Annotated in this window: 13 protein-coding genes and 1 pseudogene; 9 read left to right on the forward strand and 5 right to left on the reverse strand. The window is 63.0% G+C overall.

Annotated features, from left to right (window positions below; genetic code table 11):
- Positions 1-701 precede the first annotated feature (701 nt).
- The 4 genes from mycP to ACFOSH_RS24420 all read left to right on the forward strand — a co-directional run bounded on the left by mycP (position 702) and on the right by ACFOSH_RS24420 (position 6,061).
- On the forward strand, positions 702-2,024 hold the full coding sequence (gene mycP, locus ACFOSH_RS24405) for a type VII secretion-associated serine protease mycosin (RefSeq protein ID WP_378241368.1): 1,323 nt from the start codon (positions 702-704) through the stop codon (positions 2,022-2,024).
- An 841-nt stretch (positions 2,025-2,865) separates the two neighbouring features.
- Complete coding sequence (locus ACFOSH_RS24410; protein WP_378241369.1) at positions 2,866-3,534, forward strand: LuxR C-terminal-related transcriptional regulator; 669 nt, start codon at positions 2,866-2,868, stop codon at positions 3,532-3,534.
- A gap of 743 nt (positions 3,535-4,277) precedes the next feature.
- The gene (locus ACFOSH_RS24415) at positions 4,278-5,192 is read left to right on the forward strand and encodes a tryptophan 2,3-dioxygenase (protein ID WP_378241370.1); all 915 of its coding nucleotides are present in this window, start codon (positions 4,278-4,280) and stop codon (positions 5,190-5,192) included.
- A gap of 89 nt (positions 5,193-5,281) precedes the next feature.
- Positions 5,282-6,061, forward strand: coding sequence for an alpha/beta hydrolase (locus ACFOSH_RS24420; RefSeq protein WP_378241371.1), 780 nt, complete (start codon positions 5,282-5,284; stop codon positions 6,059-6,061).
- Between the two features lie 150 nt (positions 6,062-6,211).
- On the opposite strand, the gene ACFOSH_RS24425 is transcribed toward ACFOSH_RS24420, so the two are convergent.
- Complete coding sequence (locus ACFOSH_RS24425) at positions 6,212-7,249, reverse strand: methyltransferase (RefSeq protein ID WP_378241372.1); 1,038 nt, start codon at positions 7,247-7,249, stop codon at positions 6,212-6,214.
- A gap of 460 nt (positions 7,250-7,709) precedes the next feature.
- Between ACFOSH_RS24425 and ACFOSH_RS24430 the strand changes: the two are divergent.
- Positions 7,710-8,038: pseudogene (locus ACFOSH_RS24430) on the forward strand (IS110 family transposase); the annotation flags it as partial.
- A 412-nt stretch (positions 8,039-8,450) separates the two neighbouring features.
- Here the strand turns inward: ACFOSH_RS24430 and ACFOSH_RS24435 are convergent.
- Entirely contained in the window at positions 8,451-10,112 is a 1,662-nt protein-coding gene (locus ACFOSH_RS24435) for a class I adenylate-forming enzyme family protein (protein ID WP_378241373.1), read from the reverse strand.
- A 174-nt stretch (positions 10,113-10,286) separates the two neighbouring features.
- Between ACFOSH_RS24435 and kynU the strand changes: the two genes are divergently transcribed.
- Entirely contained in the window at positions 10,287-11,510 is a 1,224-nt protein-coding gene (gene kynU, locus ACFOSH_RS24440; RefSeq protein WP_378241374.1) for a kynureninase, read from the forward strand.
- 13 nt (positions 11,511-11,523) lie between these two features.
- On the opposite strand, the gene ACFOSH_RS24445 is transcribed toward kynU, so the two are convergent.
- Positions 11,524-11,967: a flavin reductase family protein gene (locus ACFOSH_RS24445; protein WP_378241498.1), complete on the reverse strand. Its 444-nt coding sequence runs from the start codon at positions 11,965-11,967 to the stop codon at positions 11,524-11,526.
- An 87-nt stretch (positions 11,968-12,054) separates the two neighbouring features.
- Entirely contained in the window at positions 12,055-13,653 is a 1,599-nt protein-coding gene (locus ACFOSH_RS24450) for a tryptophan halogenase family protein (protein WP_378241375.1), read from the reverse strand.
- 254 nt (positions 13,654-13,907) lie between these two features.
- On the opposite strand from ACFOSH_RS24450, the gene ACFOSH_RS24455 reads away from it, so the two are divergent.
- Positions 13,908-14,735 carry an AfsR/SARP family transcriptional regulator gene (locus ACFOSH_RS24455; RefSeq protein WP_378241499.1) on the forward strand — a complete coding sequence of 276 codons (828 nt, stop codon included), beginning with the start codon at positions 13,908-13,910 and terminating at the stop codon, positions 14,733-14,735.
- Here ACFOSH_RS24455 and ACFOSH_RS24460 read toward each other — a convergent pair.
- Positions 14,687-15,766 (reverse strand): winged helix-turn-helix transcriptional regulator, encoded by a 1,080-nt coding sequence (locus tag ACFOSH_RS24460; protein ID WP_378241376.1) that lies wholly within the window; start codon positions 15,764-15,766, stop codon positions 14,687-14,689. The genes ACFOSH_RS24455 and ACFOSH_RS24460 overlap by 49 nt on opposite strands.
- 608 nt (positions 15,767-16,374) lie before the next feature.
- On the opposite strand from ACFOSH_RS24460, the gene ACFOSH_RS24465 reads away from it, so the two are divergent.
- Both ACFOSH_RS24465 and ACFOSH_RS24470 read left to right on the forward strand, forming a co-directional pair.
- Positions 16,375-18,333, forward strand: coding sequence for an FAD/NAD(P)-binding protein (locus ACFOSH_RS24465; protein WP_378241377.1), 1,959 nt, complete (start codon positions 16,375-16,377; stop codon positions 18,331-18,333).
- 32 nt (positions 18,334-18,365) lie between these two features.
- Positions 18,366-19,772, forward strand: coding sequence for a class-II fumarase/aspartase family protein (locus tag ACFOSH_RS24470; RefSeq protein ID WP_378241378.1), 1,407 nt, complete (start codon positions 18,366-18,368; stop codon positions 19,770-19,772).
- Positions 19,773-19,871 lie beyond the last annotated feature (99 nt).

The raw sequence follows: 19,871 nt of genomic DNA on the forward strand, positions 1-19,871 counted from the left end.
ACGATTCAGACTCACCGATACCGGACGGAGGCGCCCTGGGGGGTACTTACCGGCCGGCAACCGAAGTGATCCGTTCTGGGACGTCGGCAGAAGGCATGATCGGAAGCCTCTCCGGCGCTCGGCGATAGCCCGGTCAGTCCAGCGCATCATCTGCGTTCTCATCTCGAACATCCTCAGTGGCGGTTGTCCGGATCGCAGCGCCTCCGTGAAGCGCAGCCAATTCGTCATAGATGGGCGTGGTTTCTTCGCTCTCCGCGCTTTGACGAAGACATGGCGACTCCTGCTCGGCTGTACTGTTCATGATCCTCTACCTGGCTTCTTGACTGCGATGCAGTAAGTGATTTCCGGACGTTAGCAGCCAAAAGAGTGACCTTCCGCCACTTGAGGTGTTCGCGGTCAAGGCGATTGCCTTCACCGGCATGAACCGGCCGCTGACAGGCCGTCGGACGATACAGTGGAGACACCTGATTGCCCTTCCTTCTGGAACCTCTGGGCGGAAGTCCCGATCTACTGGTCTCGGCGGCACAGGATCGGTCACGATGTGGGAACGCCCTGACCGCAACCAGGGCAGGACAGCTCCCGTCCACCGACAGCCGGATGGTGGGCGGGATCTGTTCGCCGCGCACAGTCGACCGAACGAGGATTCAGCCCTTCCGGCCGTCAAGGCGATGAAGATTTCCTGAAGACCCGACTGATCCACTGTGGATTCGGAGTTCGGTGCACGTCGGCGACCGGCGCGCGGCTCAGAAGGGCTTCTGGTGACGGGTGGGTCAAGATATCGCAACACTGCCGTGTCGACGAGTTCGCTGGTCACGGCGTTGATCTGGGCGGTCCTGCCTGTCTCGCCCGCCTCTGCCCAGCAGACGCCCGCGCCCCTGCCGAGCAATCAGAAGGGCTGTCTCCCCGCACCGACCAGCACGGAAGGCGGCATGCCCTGGGCTCAGCGGCGGCTGGTACCGGACAGTGTCTGGCCGCTGACGAAGGGAGCCGGAGTCATCGTCGGTGTGGTCGACACCGGGGTCGACGCCGGCACCGCCCAACTCTCCGATGGCCGGGTGATGCGTGGACTGGACGTCACCACTCCCGAGCGGAAGCCCGCGGACGACGACTGCTTCGGACACGGCACATTCGTCGCCGGCATCATCGCCGCGAGTGCCCGGCAAGGTACCGGCTTCTCAGGTATCGCGCCCGAAGCAACGATCTTGCCGATTCGATGCGCCGTCGCCACTCAGGATGGCTCTCCACCCGTCCTCACCTCGGTCGAGATGGCCAATGGCATCAGAGCCGCCGTTGACGGCGGGGCACGGGTGATCAACATTTCAGCCAGCACCTCGGTTCCCGACCAAGGTCTCGCCGAGGCGGTGGAGTACGCGGCCCGGAGCGACGTCGTCGTCGTGGCCTCGGCGGCGAACAGCGCCCTGCAAGGAGATCCGGTCACCTACCCGGCGTCGTATCCGTCCGTGATCGCCGTCGGGGCGATAGACGAGGCGGGGAAGAAGGCGGACTTCTCCCAGACCGGGGAGTTCGTTTCACTCGTCGCTCCCGGTGTCGGGGTCACCAGCGTCGGGCCCCGTGGCGCGGGTCATTGGCTGGGTAGCGGCACCAGTTATGCCGCACCGTTCGTCGCGGGCGCCGCGGCATTGGTGAGGGCCTATCACCCGAGCCTATCGGCCGGGCAGGTCAAGCGGCGGCTTGAAGCCACCGCGGATCACCCGGCCACGAAGGTGCCGGACCCGGGTCTAGGCTGGGGCACGGTGAACGTGACAGCCGCGGTCACGACGATTCTGCCGGAGGAATCCGCAGCCGGGATGCCCGTTGTCACGGCCGAACTCGCGCCTCTGCCGCCGGCCAAACAAACCGAAGGCGCCGGCCCACTCCTCGCTGTAGGCGCGGCGACCGTCGTGCCGGTACTGGTGTTCTTGACGTTCTTGATGTCGCGCCTCTATCGATCAGGTCGGAGGCGTCGATGGCAACCGGCGAGGGTGGCCGAAATCTCCTCTGGCAGAGACCTGAAAGCACAGTAAGCAGCAGACAGCCTCAAGGCGCTGGTCCCGTTCCAGCGGGCGGCAGCCTAACCATTGTTCAGTCGAGTGACCGGCTCATCGAGGGCAACGATGTCCGCCCCGCGGAGCAGCTTCGTGAACCGGGGCCCTGGTTCACCGCACGACTTCGAACTGGCCCATCATCGAGCGTGTCGAATGATCGATGAAGTGGCAGCGGAAATGGATACCGCCCGAGGAAGGAGTCGAACGTGGCCTGTATACGGACTACGTCTCCGGGGTTCACCCTGACCGTGCCCTTCGGGTACGCGTCGTAAGCAGGCTCAGTTGCGGCGGAACCGCGGCGGGACGGCAGGCAGTCTTCCGAACCGCTTGACGACAAGGATTCATCCGGCTCTCAGAGCACGATCTCCAAGGTGCTGACCTGGACCTGCAGTCGGCTGATCAGTCCAAGACGGAGGCACGCCCCTCAGAGGCCATCGCCTCGGGTCGTTTCGCCCGCTTCTGCGCCCAGCTCCACGTCGGCACGCCATCATTACGTTACGTAGCCCTAAGGCTACTGCATCGTGAAGTCAAGTCGGTAGCACACGAGCGTGACAAGTCGTGCTAGCTCAGCGAACCACTCTGCCCTAAAGACTCTGGCCGCTCGACTGAGCCTTCATCTAGGGTTCAGGCAACCATCGACTATGAAAGCAGCAGCTCGAAACTGACGACAGGCTAACCGATTTCGATTTCGATTTCGGCCAGCGGACAGCGGACAGCGCAGCAACAGGCAACTCGCCTCGTCACGTAAAGCGGGGCCGGCCTGGTCCTATCGACGGGCCAAACGGTTTCGACCAGTCGGTTCACGCGGAAAGTGAATTGTATGTTCAAGGTTCTTGTTGTAGATGCCGATGAGCTGACCCGGGCGGGTATTTGCAGTATTCTGCGTGGGTCGGGATCTGTTGAGGTGGCGGCTGATACGGGGTGTGGTCAGCGGGGGGTGGAGTTGGCGCGGCGTCTTCGTCCTGATGTCGTCGTGATGGATGTGGCGGATTTGAATGGCGTGAGGGTTGCGCGTGTGCTGGCGCGTGAGGTGCCGTCGGCGCGGGTGCTTGTTTTTACGGCGTCGGTCGCGGAGGAGTGTGTGTATCGTTCGTTCGATGCTGGGGTGTCGGGTTTTGTGCGTAAGGGTGTGGCGAGTCACGAGTTGATCGAGGCGATCGCGGTGGTGGCGTCGGGGGATTTGATCCTTTCGCCGTCGGTCACGCGGTGTGTGATCGACAAGTTCTTGCAGTTCGATCAGGAGCGGGCGCGGTCGGCGCGGGGGCGGGTGCAGTTGCTGACGTGCCGGGAGCGTGAGGTGCTGGCGCAGGTGGTTCAGGGGTTGGGTAACGCGGAGATCGCTCGGACGCTGTTTGTCAGCGAGGGTGCGGTCAAGGCGCATGTGAGTCATATGCTCACGAAGCTTGGCTGCGCGAATCGTGTTCAGGCCGCCATCATCGCGCATGACTCCGGCCTCTTCCCACCCGAGCCTGCCACGATTTGTGTGTAAGCCAGAGGTGATTTGCTTACATTTGTAGGTTATCAGAAAAGTATGCGTCCGGGAAAGATGTTGATCAGTGTGTTCAGCGCCTCCGGCAAGGCGATGGCCTACGCGGCGCCGGGAACACCGGACGACGAAGCCATCGCCGTGATCGCCGCCGCGTCGGAGCGATACAACCCGTACGACGTGGTCCGCATGTATCTATGGAGTCGCACGGTCCTTCGCGTGTCGGCTCCCAAGAAGCTTTCCGATGCCGGGCACAGTCGGCTTTTGCGGAAGCTTCGGCGGCGCACGAACCATCCGCGGCCGTATTGCTCAGTCTACCCTGATATCCAGGTGTGCGGCCAGCCATGCCCTTGCCCGTCCGGCCAGGCCGCTGGTAACAACGCAGCGCCAAAGCGACGTGAAAGCGCAGCTCGCCGGTAGTGCCGCAGTTCCGGAACCCCGCAGGTCTGTGACACGGTTGTGGTCGCGCCGGTCGCTCATCTCCAACGGCTGTTGGCCCCCGTTCCGAGGCTTGTTCCGATTCGGCCTCGGCGCGGATCCGCCAGCGACGCGCGGCTGAGGTGATCTTCGTAGGCGGGAGCTTCGCTTGCCCAAGCGACCTTGTGATGTCGGGCCGGAGTCGGGCTGATTCGGCCTGCTCGGGACGGCGTTGTGTCAAGCGGCGAGACGAGCACCACCTGCGCGATGTCCTACGGTCTCTCAAACGATGTAAGCGAAGTGTAAGCGGCGTAGACGATCGTGACTATATGATCAACGAACAGATGGTTCACGGGCCACGCGCCTATCAATCGCTGACCGAGCAGGAACGGCGGGAAAGAGCGGCACGGACGAGCGGAGAACCGGTGCTGGACTTCAGTTCGGGAGCCGTGTGCGCCACCAGCACGCCGTACGTCGACTACCACAACGTCGACACGTTGCTAAGCCTCCAACATCCGCGGACCCAAGAACCGGCCGAACTTTCCTTCTATGTCATGGGTCAGGTGCAGGAGCTGCTTTTCAAACTTCTCTTCACCGAGATCAATCGGGTCCGCGACCTGTTGTTCGCAGGCCAGGTGGACGAAGCGCTGTGGTATCTGCGGCGGGTCGAACGTAGTCAGCGAGTCCTGCTCGCCACCTGGGAACCGCTGAGTACCATCACCGCCAGCGAGTTCGTCGGCTTTCGAGACCAGCTCGGTACGGCGTCCGGCATCCAGTCCTACATGTACCGCCAGCTGGAGTTCTCGTTGGGCAACAAGTCCGAGGAGATGGCACGAGCTCACCAGGGTATTCCCCGATTCCAGGAACAGGTCGACATGGCACTGCGTGCGCCTAGCGTGTATGACGCCGCGCTGGCGTTGCTGCACAGCCGCGGTTCAGCCATTCCCGAGGAGTGCGTGCGGCGCGACTTCTCCTTGACGTACGTACCGAATTCAGCGATCGAACGGGCATGGGCGGACATCTACCGGGAACCTCACCGATCACGCGACCTGTACCTGCTCGCCGAGGCGCTTACCGATGTCGGCCACCAGTACTCTCAATGGCGTTCGGCGCACCTGTTGACCGTTGAGCGTGTGTTGGGGAACAAACCGGGAACAGGTGGCACCATGGGCGTGGCATGGCTACGTCGGATCGCGGAACACAGATTCTTTCCGGAATTGCTGTCCGCGAGGTCACTGCTGTGAGAGCGGGCAACTCACACGTGTACCGAAGTTACGACCAGGGCGAACTCGATGTCCAGTACTCACCGAGTTCCTGTGTCCCCGATATCAGGGTGTTCCTCGCCGAATACGCACGGCGGAGCGAGCAGGCGAGGGCAAACCTCAAGGTACGCACCTCAGTGCGGTACGGATCGACCCCACCGGAGACTCTGGACTTTTTCCCGGCGGCTCAACCCGATGCGCCACTGGTGGTGTTCGTACACGGTGGCTACTGGCGGGAATTGGACAAGGCAGACTCGGCGTTTCCGGCGTTGGGACTAGTACCTGCCGGCGTCGCGTTCGCCGCGCTGAACTACGGCCTCGCACCTGCTTACCAATTGGACGAAATCGTCGCGCAGGTCCGCAAAGGGCTATGGTGGCTGGTAAAACACGCAGTCGAATTGAATGTCGCACCAGACCGGGTGCACGTTAGCGGCAGTTGCGCTGGCGCCCATCTAGTCGCGATGGCATTGTTGGACGGCTGGTTTCCTGGCGGGCGGTTGCCCGCCGACGTATTCGCCGGCGCAATCCTGCTGAGCGGCGTCTACGACCTGGAACCGATCCGGCTTACCTATGTAAACAGCCCACTAGGGCTCAGCCCGGCGGCCGCTGCCCGACTCAGCCCCATAGGGCACCTGCCCGACCGCCTGCCACCCTTGGTCTTCGGCATTGGTGGCGCCGAGACGGCAGAGTTCACACGGCAGCACCGCGAGTTCGTCGCGACCGCTGCTGGGCGTACGCCGTGGTCACGTGAAGTGGTTGTCCAGCACCGCAACCATTTCGACATCCCGTTTGACCTCGATCAGCCAACCACGGAGCTGGGCGCCGCGGTGTTCGACCAAATCGGCTTGTAGTCGCATGACACAAGTATCGGAAGTCGGATCCTGTTAGCCAGGTCCCGCAACACATCCAGCGCCGCCCTCAACAACTGAGAGTCGTTCCCAGCTGATCACCCGCGTGGGGGTCACGTGGTCGGGCCCCGCCCGAACGGGCGGGGCTGGCGCTCATGCCTCCGGCTTCCGTGCGATCAGCGCTGTGTTGCCGGCTAGCCCGTCGTAACGCTGGGTACGGATCTCGGTGTAGCCCTTTTCCCCGAGCCAATGGGTCAGTTCGCCGGCGGTGAAGGCGCGTCCCCAGGTCTCAACCTGCATGACCAGGCCGATGAGGGCGGCGTCGAGCGGGCCATCGCCGGTCTCGTCCAACGTCAGCTCGCTGATGACGAGCTGACCTCCGGGCGCCAACGCGGTATGGCACTTGGCGAGGAGAGCGCGCACGTCGTCGTCGTTCCAGTCGTGCAAGATCCAGGCAAGCAGAATCGTGTCGTATCCCTGCGGCAGGGGATCGTCGGCGAGGAAGTCTCCTGGCGTAACGGTGATGCGATCCGCCAGACCGGCGCGGGAGATGTTTCGCCGAGTGAGATCACAGACGAAGGGCTGGTCAAGGACTGTGGCTGTCAGACCGGGGTAGCGCTCGCACAGTGCTATGTCCCAGGCTGCACCGCCGCCACCCACATCGAGCAGTGCCCGAGGGCGACCCAGATCCACAGTCGCCGCGAACACGCGCGCAGTGGGCGCAGACACGGCGTACATTGCCTCCCAGAAAGTGTCGACGACCACCGGATCAGTCTCGCTGAACATGGAATTCTGCGTGGCGAGGTCGAAGGTAGTCGGGCGGTTTTCGCGCAGTGCTTCGCCCAAGCGCAGCCAACCCGGATAGTCGTGGCGGTCGATCATCTCCACCCAGCCTCCGAAGTAGTCTGGTTCGCCGCACACCAGCAGACGAGAAGACAGCCGGCTGTTGGAATACCGGCCACTGTCCTGGACCAACAGATCCAGTCCCACGCAGACGGTCACCAGTGAGCGAGTGGGACGTTCTGCGAGGGTGAGCAGGTCTGCCAGTTCGCTCATCGTGCTGCCTGGATGTTTGGCCAACAGGTCGAACAAACCGATCTCGTGGGCTGTCGTCAATGTTTTCGATACCCATAGGCCGGACACAAGCTCCATGAGTTTTTTCTGATCGGTTACGTCGACACCATCAATCATTGCGACTCCTCTTGAGGAACACTGTCACGAAGGAACGCGCCCAGAGTTACCGAAGGTGCATCAGATGTCAAGGCGCCCATGCCGGTTTGACCGTCGGTCAACCGGCGCGTCCAGGATTAGCATTTACCAAGCCGGAATTCTATGCTTCCATGCAAAATGGACTGGCCGGCCGGAGTCTTCATCGGTCCTCCAACCTCACCCTGCACTTGTGACCGCAAACATCGGCTTACTTCTTTGCCTGCGAAAGTGCAGGCATATATTCACAGGGATACGTTCATGACGATACACCAGGTGACAGTGCTGTTATTTGATCTGACGCTGACGACCGTGCCTGGCTCGCCGACGCCCGCGCGCTCAGGGCCTACGCCGGATCCGCACCCGTCACCTACCGGCGGATCAAGAACGACCGCCTCGCCGCCGTCGGCTGGCTCTGGGGCCTTCATCTCCTCCGCTCAACGTCGACAAAGCCCTGGCCGAGCTGGACGTGCTCGTCGGGTTCGACGACGACCTCACCGCCGAGACCACCCGGCTCAGCAACCGCATCCGCGGCCTGCTCACCGGCATCCATCCTGCACTCGAACGAGTTTCTCGGCCCCAAGATCAGTCATCTCGCGGTGCTGGAAATCCTGTCCCGCTGCGGCGGCCCGATCGGCGTCCGCAAGGCCGGGCGCCGCGAACTCGTCTCGATCGCGACCAAACACGCCCCTCGCATGGACGCGAAACTAGTGGAGGGCATCCTCGCCGCGCTGGACGAGCAGACCGTGACCGTCGCGGGCACCGGCGCTGCGACGTCCTCTTCGCCATGCTCCGAAACAGCACCAGCACCAGCGCCAGCTTGACAAGTTCCTTAGGGACACCCCGTTACCTTGCCCGACATCTGCGTCAGGACCACCGCCCGCATCCTCCTCGAGATCAGCGACGCTCCCGTGCCGACGAGAACGGCTCGGCAATCAAGCTGACGAGTACAGAGATCGGAACTTGCCGAGGTACGGCGAAAGGACCGCCAGCTTGAGCTGGAGAACAGCCGGCTCCGATGACGGTCCGGGCAGCCCGGCCCATCAGGCGGAGAACGCGGTGCTGCTGAAAATACATCGAACAAGTCCATGCCGATTCACGAGGAACCCACGACTCTTCGAGGGTGTACGCGCACTGATGCTCGGGGCTCGGATTGCCGGTAGACCCGCCCGAGTAGGACCGCTGTTCAGGTTGGCTGTTCGATCGCGGCATCCACCTTCGGCTGTGCCGGCGTTTCCCCGGGCGAGGTCAGTAAGCCCTGCGCGAGGCGCCTGCACAGTTCGGGCCTACGGATCTTCCAGGTTGAGGTAACCGGCAGGTCCTGCCAGGAGACCTGCACCGGCTTGGCCAACTGCTCGAGGTCCTCGGTGGCTTCTCGCCAGCGAACCGGATCGAGCAGTGCGTCACCCTTGGTACAGAGCACCGGCGTCGGCTGGCCTTGCCCGGAGGGCACCACCACGATCTCCAGCAGCTCGGGCAGCCTGCTCAATAATGTGTCCTCAATGGACAGAGTGCTCGCCACCCCGTCGATGTGGTCGACTTCACGATCCAGCAGATACAATGCGCCGAATCGGCCACGGTATCCCACGTCGCCCATTTCCCACCAGCCATCGCGGAGCCGCTGTTCGTACTGCTGTTGGCCACCGATGAAGCCGAGGGCGCGGCCCCTTGACCGGACATAGATGCTGCCCGGCTGGTCGGGGCCGTCCCGGCGCACGACCTTGACGCGTGCCCCCGGCACGGGCAGGCCTACACACCGAGTGCCGAATCGGCGGACCATCCACTTGGTACCGATGAAACTGGCGATGCTGCCAACCTCCGATTGCCCGTAACCGTGAGCGTACAACGGGACTCGGCGGCGAGAGGCTTCCAATAGCTGGTCGACGATCCGGGGGTGCATGGCGTCGAAGAAGCCTCGGAACAGACGCACTCCGGCCAGCGGCTCCCTTGGGTCGTCGGCGAGTTCGCCCCAGCGCATGAGCACGTTTGGATAAGCTTCGATCAGTTCCGGTTGGGTCTGGAGAAACAGTTCCACGACCCGGTTGGGCTCCGGATCGGTGACGAATACCATGGTCTGGCCAAGTCGCATGCCGACCATGAGCAGCGACCAGAACCGGACGTGTGAGAAGGAGGTGCACGTCAGAAGTGGACCGGTCAGGCGCAGGAACCGTGCCTTGCTGATCTGGGGCTGGTAATGCCAGTACAGGCTGCGTCCGCACTGCACGATCAGCTTGGGCAACCCGGTCGTACCTGAGCTATGGGTGACCAACGCAGGCTCGTGGCGGGAAATGGACTTCGGAAATGGCCGGGTGTCCGGTGGCACCGACGGCAATGACTGGGCGTCCGCATGTTTGCCGGAAATAGTTGAGACCGTACGCACATTCGCACGGAAGGGGTGCTCGGCCAGTTCTGTACGCAGCTTCGTCTCGTCGGTTACGAGGTGTGCCGGACGGTCGAGCTTCGCCAGCAACGCGGTGACGGTGTCACCGTCCAACGTGTCCGACAACATCACCGGAATCGCGCCGAGCCGAGCCGCCGCAGAGGCGACGAGCACGAGGTCGAATCGATGGGCGGCATAAACGGCGACATAGTCCGATCGGGACACGCCGACCACACGCATACGGCGAGCCAGGTCGTCGACCAACTTCGCGAGTCGCGTGAAAGTAATACTCCGCTCGACTTCCGGGTACAGGGCAAGATCGTGGTCCAAGATGATCCGGGCGTGCGGGTGCCGTGCAGCACCAGCCGCGAAGATCAGTCCGAGGTCGATACTGAGGAATCTGGTCGCGGCGAAAACCTTTGGAGTCACTGCGATCTCCCGTTGGGTCGATGGGTTGACGTGACGCACTCGCCATTTTCTGGCTGCGGACGGAAAGACCATTCGAGCGTGAACTCTAGCCAAGCGCTCGATGTTCGACAACGCACCCCAATAGGCGCATTCGGGGCTTCCTTGACAAGACTCTCCTCGATGAGGTCATCTCAATACATTCGGAAGCTCAGCACACGAATACGGAGGCTGTCCGTGATCGATGAGCGGGTACTCGCCAGGCGGAACGAGGCTGCCCGGCTCGACGCCGACGATCCCTTGGCCGGTATGCGCGCTGCCTTCACAATGCCACCCGGTGTCGTCTACCTGGATGGCAACTCGCTTGGCGCGCGGCCAATCGGTGTGCCGGACGCCTTGGCCCGGGTGTTGACGCAGTGGCGCGACGACCTCATCAAGGGATGGCGAGTCCATGGCTGGTGGCACACACCGCTGCTCGTCGGCGACCGGATCGGCCGACTGCTGGGTGCGGCGTCGGGGCAGACTGTGGTCGGCGACTCGGCGTCGGTACAGCTGTTCAATGCGCTCACTGCGGCCGCTCGTTTGCGCGCGGACCGTTCGGTGTTGCTCGTCGACGCGGGCAACTTCCCGACCGACCGTTACATGGTCGCCTCGGTGAGCCGGCTGACCAGCCTGACGGTACGCGCGGTCCCCATGCCCGAACTAGCTGAGGCCATCCGCGAGACCGCCGGCCAACTGGCCGTGGTGGCGGCGAGTTCGGTTGACTATCGGACAGGCGAACTATGGGACATGTCGGGCCTGACCACCGCCACGCACCAGGCGGGCGCCGTGGTGCTGTGGGATGTGTGCCACGCGATCGGCGCCATGCCGCTCGCGCTGGACGAGCAAGAGGTGGATTTCGCGGTCGGCTGCGGTTACAAATTCCTGTCCGGCGGGCCGGGCGCGCCCGGATTCCTGTATGTCGCCCGGCGCCATCTGGACCGGTTCGACCAGCCGCTGACCGGTTGGCATGGACACGCGACACCGTTCGACATGGAGACCGAATATCGGCCTGCCGAGGGGATAGCCCGAGCCAGGATCGGCAACCCACCGATTCTGTCTCTGGTGGCCTTGGACGCGGCACTGGACGTCTTCGATGGTCTCGACCTGAGCAGCGTGCGCGGCAAGAGCCTAGCGCTGACCGACTTTTTCATCTCCTGCGTTGACGAGCACCTACTGGAGCTCGGGTTCGAAGTGGTGACACCTCGGGACCGAGTACACCGGGGCAGCCAGGTGACTCTTCGGCACCCCCGCGCTTCGACGATCATGGCCACACTAGCCGAAGCCGGGGTGGTGGGTACCGCGCAGCGCCCGGACCTGCTTCGGTTTGGCGTGAATGCCCTCTACGTGTCCTACGCGGACGTGCTGTCAGCCGTCGAGACGATCCGCACAGTGGCCGCGGCCACTGTGCGGATCGTCTGATCTTCGCAAACGATCAACCGGGCCAGGCGTGGTAACCACGGCGGCCGTAGAGCAGTGGTGCCAGGCCCTGACGATGGGTGACAGCGAGGACCTCACCGAAAACGATGACATGACTGCCCGCGTTCTCCGTGCGGCTGACCCGGCAGTCCGCCATCGCGTGCGCGTCTGCCACCAGGTGCGGCCCAGCCAGGCCAAGCCGCCACCGCACCCCGCGGAACTTCTCCGAAACCGGCGAGGCGAACAGGTCGGCCGTCGCCTGGGCATCGCCGTGCAGAAGATTTGTCACGAACTCCGATTGGTGCACGATGGCGGCCAGGGTCGGACTTTGCGCGCGCAGACACAACAGCAGTGTCGGCGGTGACAGGCTGACGCTACAGAGCGAGGAACATGTCATCCCCCGCGGCCGTCCATTGTCCATTGTCGTCACTACTGCCACACCACTCGGGAATTCTGCCATCAGCGACCGGAAACCGGTCACCGAAACCGTCTCCTTTGGCGGGGCGCTCTGCTCGGTCAAGGCATGCTCCACTGTGGCCGAACGGCGTTATCGCTTACCATGTAACTGACATAGGTAGTCGTAGGTCGACGGCGCGACGGCGGTCAACTCGGCCTGCTGTCGTTTGATGTCGGCGAACATCGCCCTCGCCTGCTCGATCGCGTCGGTCCGGAACTCCAGCAGCGGTAACGTGTGCTCCGGCAGGTAGTCGATCCCGGCCAACACGCAGTAGTAGTTGGCGTTGCTCCAGAAGTTACGAAACTCTGCCTCAAAATTTCCATAATAGTTCGCCTCATTGGTCACCGGCATGTTCACTGGGAGGCCAGACCGGTATGCCGCGACCTTCTCCGCGAATTCGTCCGCCAACCGCAGGTCCTTGCACGCACGCCAGAAGGGGGTGTCATCGCGTGGCGCGAAGCTGAAGTGTGCCTGAATAAAGTCACGAGTGTCGTCGAACATGCTCTCGATCTCGCGGTTGAACCGCTCGATCAGCACCGGATCGAAACGGCGATCGGGGATATGCTTCACCAGATGATACAGCGACGCATAGATAAAATAGATCCCGGTAGACTCAAGTGGCTCCAGAAAACACGACGACAGTCCGATTCCGACGACGTTTTTCACCCAGGCGCGACGGTTACGGCCGACCCGAAATTTAATGTGATTGAGTGACTGTTCTGTGGGGTCAAGACCCCACATTCGGCAGAACTCCTCGGTCGCTTCATCCTCTGTGGCGAACTGGCTGGAATAGACGTAGCCGGTACCGAACCGGCCGAGCAGCGGGATCTTCCAGGACCACCCGGAGGACATGGCGATGGCGGACGTGAACGGCTCGACACCCTCGGCCGCATCGTCGTGCGGCACCGAGGTGGCCACCGCCCGGTCATTGAGCAGATGGTCGCTCATGTCCAGGAACGGTTCGCCCAGCGTGCCATTGACGAGCAGGCTGCGGAACCCGGAACAGTCGACGAACAGGTCGGCGGCCAGCCGCCGGCCGGTTTCCGTGTGGATCGCGGTCACGTGCCCACGCTCATCCATGTCGGCGTGGACGAACCTGTCCTCGATGTGCCCGGCGCCTTGTTCCTTGGTGGCGAACCGTCGAAGGAAGTCAGCGACAAGGTGGGCATCGAAATGCCACGCGTAGCTCGTCCAGCTGGTTCCGTCCAGGTGTCTGGGTGACAGTTTCCGATCAAAGGCGATCGGCTGACGGTAGCAGGCGTAGTCGAAGGGTTCATCGGTCGCGCCGGTCAGCTTGTCTCGCGCCCAGTAATGCGAGAGAGGAATATTTTCCACATTCGGAAGGAGTCCGAAGATGTGATCAAAATGGTCCAGCCGTCCCTTGCGCAGACGCGCGGTGGCATCGCCGACTCCAGAGGTTCGCCAATTGACAAATCTAATACCCAGTTTGAAACTGGCATTGCACTCACGCATCCACACATCCTCGGGCAATCCAAGGAAGTCAAAGAACACTTTTTGCAGATTGGGGATGGTAGCCTCGCCGACGCCGATCTTCGGAATGGATGGAGACTCGACTACAGTGATTCCCACCGTGGATCCGAGCGCCCTGCCCAAGTATGCCGCCGTCATCCAGCCCGCGGTGCCACCTCCGAGTACAATGATGTCCTTGATTCGATCGCCGTCGATCATGTGCGCGACACTCCCTCGAAGTGGTTTACGGAGTGAACCAGAACAGACTGGTCGACAATGTCCAGGTCGACCGTACTTGGCGGACGCGAACCGCTTCGAATTGCGCGACCAAGACAACCGAATCATAGTCCAAATAGGGCCGATATCGTCAATTCTTACCGACGTGAGGGTTGTAGACACCTTTATTGACACCGCACTAACGGCAGTATTGACTATGCGGGGAGTGCCGTGTCGACATAATGGGAGATGCACTGATGCAGATATGTCTTTTGGGTGGCGTCACGGTGGTCGCCGGACCATACGCACATCGGGTCACTCAGCCCAAATTGGCCACTCTGCTCGCCGTGCTGGCTCTGTCCCCGGGCACACCGCGGTCCAGCGATCAGCTCATGGACGAGATGTGGCCGAACAGCGCGATACGCGATACCCGCAACGCGCTACAGGTCACCGTGAACCGGCTGCGCGAACTCATCAGATCACTGGCCGGCTGCCCAGGCGATGAGGTCATTGGGACGGTGGGTGGCGGCTACCTGTTGGCTATCAACCGTGAGCAGGTGGATGCGCATGTCTTTGTCGACCTCGCCGGACGGGCCCCCAACCTGCTTCGGGACGATCCGGCCGCTGCGGCCGCGCTGTTGCGCTCGGCGTTGGGACTGTGGCGCGGACCAGCGCTGCTGGACGTGCGGGACGGGATGAGGTGTTGTATGGAGGCTACGGTCTTGGAGGAGCGTCGTCTGGTCGCCTGCGAGGACCTGGTCACCGCCCGAATGGCGCTCGGTGACGAGCGGGGCCTGGTCGCCGAACTGCGCCGACTGGTCGAGGAGCATCCGGAGCGGGAGCGCTTGAGTGCGCAATTGATGCTCGCCCTCTACCGCGAGGGCAGGCAGACTGAGGCGCTCGAGACGTACCACCGGCTGAGCGACAGGCTGACGACTGAGTCCGGACTCAAGCCCGGCGACGTGATCCGCGAGGTTTACGAAGCCATTCTGAGTCACGACAAGATGGGCTTACCCGGCTCGTGTTGCCAGGGAAGTCACCGGCCATCGGAGTCTGCATCCCCCGGCCGATCAACCGGTAGATAGTGCTGTTCCAGTTTCATCGCCAGGTCGTGCCATGCGTCACGGACGAGCTTGGCCAGCACCACGACGGTGACGGCGCAGTACGGCGGGATGCTGGTGGCCAGTCGTTGGCGTTCGGCGGGCCGCAGCAGCCGCGTGTCCAACAGGCGCAACAGTGTCCGACCGCTGTCGGTGAACCGGATCGAGGGATCATCACGCAGTTGCCGTAGCGACACTTCCCAATCGACGTCTGTGGCTTCCGCGTGCGATCGGGCGGGTTGCCGATCCCGCGTGGTCGCCGCGCGACTCACCGGTCCACGGCGCACCTTGGGAGGCAGTGGGTCACGGTCGGCCCGTAGCCGCTCACGCACGTCCAATACGGTCGATGGGGATACACCGGCGGCCTCTGCGATCTGGCGTAAGGAAGCATCTGGGTTCTCCCGAATCAACTCACTGGCCAGAATCCGGCCGACTCCGGCGTTGATCGGGCGAGTACGTCCGTCTCGTCCCACCCGGGTGTTCGAGTGCGCGGCCTGGTCAGTCGAACACTCCCGAACCGCCTTCACCGTGGTAGGCGACAAGCCGGTCACCTCTGCGATCTTGCGGTCCGACCAATGCGGGTGGGAAGCCATGATCCGCGCCGTCGCGGCGGTTCGGTCAGCCAGCGACAACGGCAATCCGTGTGTGGTGTTGCGTGTCACCGCGGCGACGAAGGAGTCCGACTCGGAGCCGTCGTAGAACTGCACGGCGATAGTGCGACAGCCACGTAGTTCGGCCGCATGTATGCGATGCATACCGTCGATGACCCGCAACGTGTTCCGCTGGACCAGTACTGGCGGCAGCTTGAATTCGTCGATCTCCGCTAGCGCGCGAACGTGTTCGATGTTCTCGCCGAGGACTCGAGGCGAATCTGCAGATTGCAGTTCGTCAATCCGCACCAGGACCACCTCGTCGTGTGGCGGATCGACGATGAGTTGCCGCTGCATCGGCACCACAGTGCTGTCGGTCGTGACACCGTCTCCGCCGCTGGCCGTGTGCGCGTCCACTATCGACATGCCCTCCCTGTGTCGCGCGACCCCAGGCATACCAGTTGTCAGGTTGCTCGGTCGCCGAAATCTGTTGACCAAATCCAATCTCACCTACTGCAGGCAAGCTCCACAAATCGTCCAATAGAAAAGCCCTAGTCAACGAATTTATCAATTCGCACACAGAATAACGTCCCCATTATCACTTGTTCGCACCGGATTTCCGTCTCTACAATTACGCAAGAGCGATAAGCAGGTAGCCGGCTTGCGCCCATGCAACCCACCCCTTCGTATTAAATAGATCTCTCAGTCGGTCGCATCGTCGCAGCATTCGACAGTAGCATTCCTCTTGAGGAACCCCAAGTCGGACTGAACTTTCGTTCAGTCGCAAATGACAAAGGGACTACTTTTGTCTTACCGTCCCCTGGAGTTACAAGTTGGGATGATCGGGTGAACCGTCCCGACTTCGATTGCGGAACGCCGCCCATAGTATGACCATGGAAGCTGCCACCGAAGCCGATCCCCTTCAGTGAGGGGGCATTTGTCGTGCGATTACACAGATTTCGCCAGCTAGTGAGTTACAGTACACTTAGGTACTCACGCTCGTCATGTGCGAACTTCCTGGAGGCAAGGGTGCCATGTCGGCTGTCCAATTGGAGTTGTGCGTAGTCGGGGCGGGGCCGCGCGGCGTATCCGTGCTAGAACGGCTTTGTGCCAACCTCACTACGGCGAGCGGGTATGGTTCGTGGGTCAGGATCCACGTGGTCGACGCGGTGAGCGACGGCGGCGGTCGGGTATGGCGGACCACGCAGTCCGAGCTGCTGCTGATGAACACGGTTGCGTCGCAGGTAACCATGTTCACCGACGACAGCGTCGACTGCGCAGGGCCGGTGGTCCCCGGGCCGAGCTTGTACGAGTGGGCATGGCTGCTCAGCGCGGAGACGACCAACGTAGGGACGTATCCCCGGTCCATCCTGGACGAAGCACGACGGCTCGGTCCGGACTCGTATCCGTCCCGAGCCCTCTATGGACATTATGTGACCTGGACACTGCGTCGTGTGGTGGCTTCGGCACCGCCTGGGGCGTCGGTCGAGCTACATCGCGCGCTCGCTGTCGCGCTCGACGACAACCGCGACGGCACCCAGACCCTGACCTTCGACGATGGCCGACTGCTCACCGGTCTGCACGCGGTCGTGCTCGTGCAGGGGCACATCGAGGTCGCCGACACCGAAACCGAGGCGGCGTTACGTAGATACGCGCGAGACAACCGGCTGTGCTATATACCGCCGCGGAATCCAGCCGACGCATCGCTTGAGGGTATCCATCCGGGCGAACCGATCGCGTTACGTGGGATGGGGCTCAATTTCTTCGACTATCTGACATTGCTGACCACCGGTCGCGGCGGGCGGTTCCTTAGCCAGGCCGAAGGGCTGAAATACCTGCCCTCGGGGCGAGAACCGGTGCTGTACACAGGTTCCCGCCGGGGAGTGCCCTACCACGCGCGGGGGGAGAACCAAAAGGGCAGCTGCAGGCGTCATGAACCGAAGTTCCTCACCTTGGACGTCGTACATGCCCTGCGGTCGCGGGCGGACGCAGGCGAGCCCTTGTGGTTCCTCCGCGACGTCTGGCCATTGGTGTCGAACGAGGTCCGGATGGTGTATTACACCGCTCTAGTGATCCGGGAACACGGACGGATCGTGGGGGAAGCGTTCCAGCAAAAGTTCATCGACGTGGCCGGTGACGAGAACGTGGAAGCTGGATTGCTGGATGCCTTTGCCGTCACCGATCACCATCGCTGGGACTGGAACCGGATCACTCGCCCTTGGGGAAGCAAGGAGTTCGCCGACCGGGACGACTATCGAGCATGGCTGCTGGGATATCTGAGAGAAGATGTTGCCGAGGCGAAGCTTGGCAATGTGCGCGGACCACTGAAAGCCGGCCTCGACGTGCTCCGAGACCTGCGTAACGAGATCCGGCTGGTCGTCGACCATGGTGGACTCATCGGCGATTCCTACCGGGACGAACTGCAGGGCTGGTACAACTCACTCAACGGGCTGGTGTCCATCGGGCCGCCGGCCCGGCGGATCGAGGAGATGGTCGCGCTGCTGGAGGCCGGGATACTGACCTCACTCGGCCCGGGTTTCGAAGTGGTCCCCGCCGATGATGGATCCGGTTTCCTGGCCCGATCGGCGATCTCCGGACCCGATGTCAAGGTGAGCACTCTGATTGAGGCGCGACTTCCTGAACCGGACGTGCGCCGCACCACCGATCCCCTGCTCAGGCACCTCATGCGGACCAACCAATGCGTGACCTACCGGATTCCCGGAACCAATCCGAGAGTGCCCTACGAAACCGGTGGTCTGACGGTGACCCGGCGCCCGTATCACGTGGTCGAGGTGTCCGGGCGCGCACATCAGCGCAGGTTCGCCTTCGGCATTCCCACCGAGACCGTGCATTGGGTGACCGCCGCAGGCATCCGGCCCGGAGTCAACTCGGTGATCCTCTGTGACGCCGATGCTATCGCGCGAACCATGATCGCCGCGGCTGAGCGGCTTGCGGAGAAGCAATTCACACTGACGCCAGCAAACGATTGCTGAAGCTGTGCCACACCCTGAGGGGAGGACAAGCTATGACAGGAACCGATTCAGGCCTGCTTTCCCCGGTCTGGGCGGGAACGGATCCGGCCGCGCTTGTGTCGGACGAGTCATGGCTAGCGGCCATGTTGCAGGCCGAGGTAGCGCTCGCGCGGGCACAGGCCGAGTTCGGTATGGTGCCGCTGGCTACCGCGGATGTCGTCGAGGCGGCCGCGCGCTCCGGCCGGGTCGACTTGGTCACTGTGGCCGAACGCGCGCGGGGAGCGGCGAACCCGGTGGTAGCGCTTGTCGAGTCGCTGACCGCCGCGGTGGCGGCGAAGGAGCCGACCGCGGCGGACTTCGTGCACCGTGGCGGGACTAGCCAGGACATCATGGATTCCGCCGCGATGCTGCTCGCCGCCCGGGTGTGCGCGGTACTCGAACGGGACCTGAGCCGAACCGGTGTAGCGCTGGCAGGATTGGTGTCGAAACATCGGGCCACGCCCATGGCGGGCCGCACTCTCACCCAGCACGCGGTTCCCATCACGTTCGGACTCAAAGCAGCGATTTGGTCGCAACTGGTCATGGACGCACTCACGCGAGTGCGACGGGTAGCCGCTGAGTTGCCCGCCCAGCTTGGCGGCGCCGCGGGCACACTGGCCTCGTACGAGGAATACGCCCGAATCGAGGGCCAAGAGCCATGCGGCGTCGAGCTGTCGCGTGCCTTCGCCCGGCACCTCGGCCTGGCCGAGCCGTTGGTGCCCTGGCACGTCGCACGGACACCGGTCGCGGACCTTGGTGCGGTCCTGGCATTCGTCACCGGCGCGCTGGGCAAGTTCGCACTGGACGTGCAAACGTTGTCGCGTACGGAAATAGGCGAGGTCGCCGAGCCTCCGCAGGAGGGGCGCGGCGTCTCCTCGGCCATGCCGCAGAAATGCAATCCGGTACTGGCGACACTCATCGTGTCGGCGGCACGGCAGGTTCCTCCGTACGCGCTGGTGCTTACCCAGAGCATGCTTGCCGAGGACGAGCGAGCCGCCGGCGGATGGCAGGCCGAATGGCATCCATTTCGGGAGTGCCTTCGTCTGGCCGCTGGTGCCACGCACACCGCAGCGGAACTCGCGGAGGGCCTGCAGGTCTATCCACAGCGGATGCGCGCGAACCTCGAACTCACAGGCGGAAACATTGTCTCCGAGCGACTCACCGCCGTGCTGACTGCGAAACTGGGCAAGCTACCAGCCAAGAAGCTGCTCACCCGCCTGGCACGCAAATCGTCAGCCGCCGGGACACCCTTGGCCGAGGTCCTCCTAACGGAGCCCGAACTCGCCGGAGTCTTCAATGCCGAAACAGCGAACCAGCTTTGCGATCCCCAAACCTACCTCGGAGCCTCGATCGACCTCGCCGATCGGGTACTCAAGCGGGCATCAACCCTGGGCGTGCAGGGATTCGGGCAGGCTGTCTGAGCGTGGACATCGCGTCCGACCGGCTGTGCTCAGAGGGAGAGCCTTGGCAATAAGGCGGCTCCCCCGGCAAGCCCCGCCCAGGTTGGCCAGTTCGAGGCA

Origin of the sequence: Amycolatopsis speibonae, assembly GCF_042647925.1 — a bacterium.
In the GTDB taxonomy this organism is placed as follows: Bacteria; Actinomycetota; Actinomycetes; order Mycobacteriales; family Pseudonocardiaceae; genus Amycolatopsis; species Amycolatopsis speibonae.

Coding starts and splice junctions, on each gene's coding strand:
- ACFOSH_RS24410 (WP_378241369.1), top strand. CDS start 2,866: ATGTTCAAGGTTCTTGTTGTAGATGCCGATGAGCTGACCCGGGCGGGT.
- ACFOSH_RS24415 (WP_378241370.1), top strand. CDS start 4,278: ATGATCAACGAACAGATGGTTCACGGGCCACGCGCCTATCAATCGCTG.
- ACFOSH_RS24425 (WP_378241372.1), bottom strand. CDS start 7,249: ATGATTGATGGTGTCGACGTAACCGATCAGAAAAAACTCATGGAGCTT.
- ACFOSH_RS24445 (WP_378241498.1), bottom strand. CDS start 11,967: ATGGCAGAATTCCCGAGTGGTGTGGCAGTAGTGACGACAATGGACAAT.
- ACFOSH_RS24450 (WP_378241375.1), bottom strand. CDS start 13,653: ATGATCGACGGCGATCGAATCAAGGACATCATTGTACTCGGAGGTGGC.
- ACFOSH_RS24455 (WP_378241499.1), top strand. CDS start 13,908: ATGCAGATATGTCTTTTGGGTGGCGTCACGGTGGTCGCCGGACCATAC.
- ACFOSH_RS24460 (WP_378241376.1), bottom strand. CDS start 15,766: ATGTCGATAGTGGACGCGCACACGGCCAGCGGCGGAGACGGTGTCACG.
- ACFOSH_RS24465 (WP_378241377.1), top strand. CDS start 16,375: ATGTCGGCTGTCCAATTGGAGTTGTGCGTAGTCGGGGCGGGGCCGCGC.
- ACFOSH_RS24470 (WP_378241378.1), top strand. CDS start 18,366: ATGACAGGAACCGATTCAGGCCTGCTTTCCCCGGTCTGGGCGGGAACG.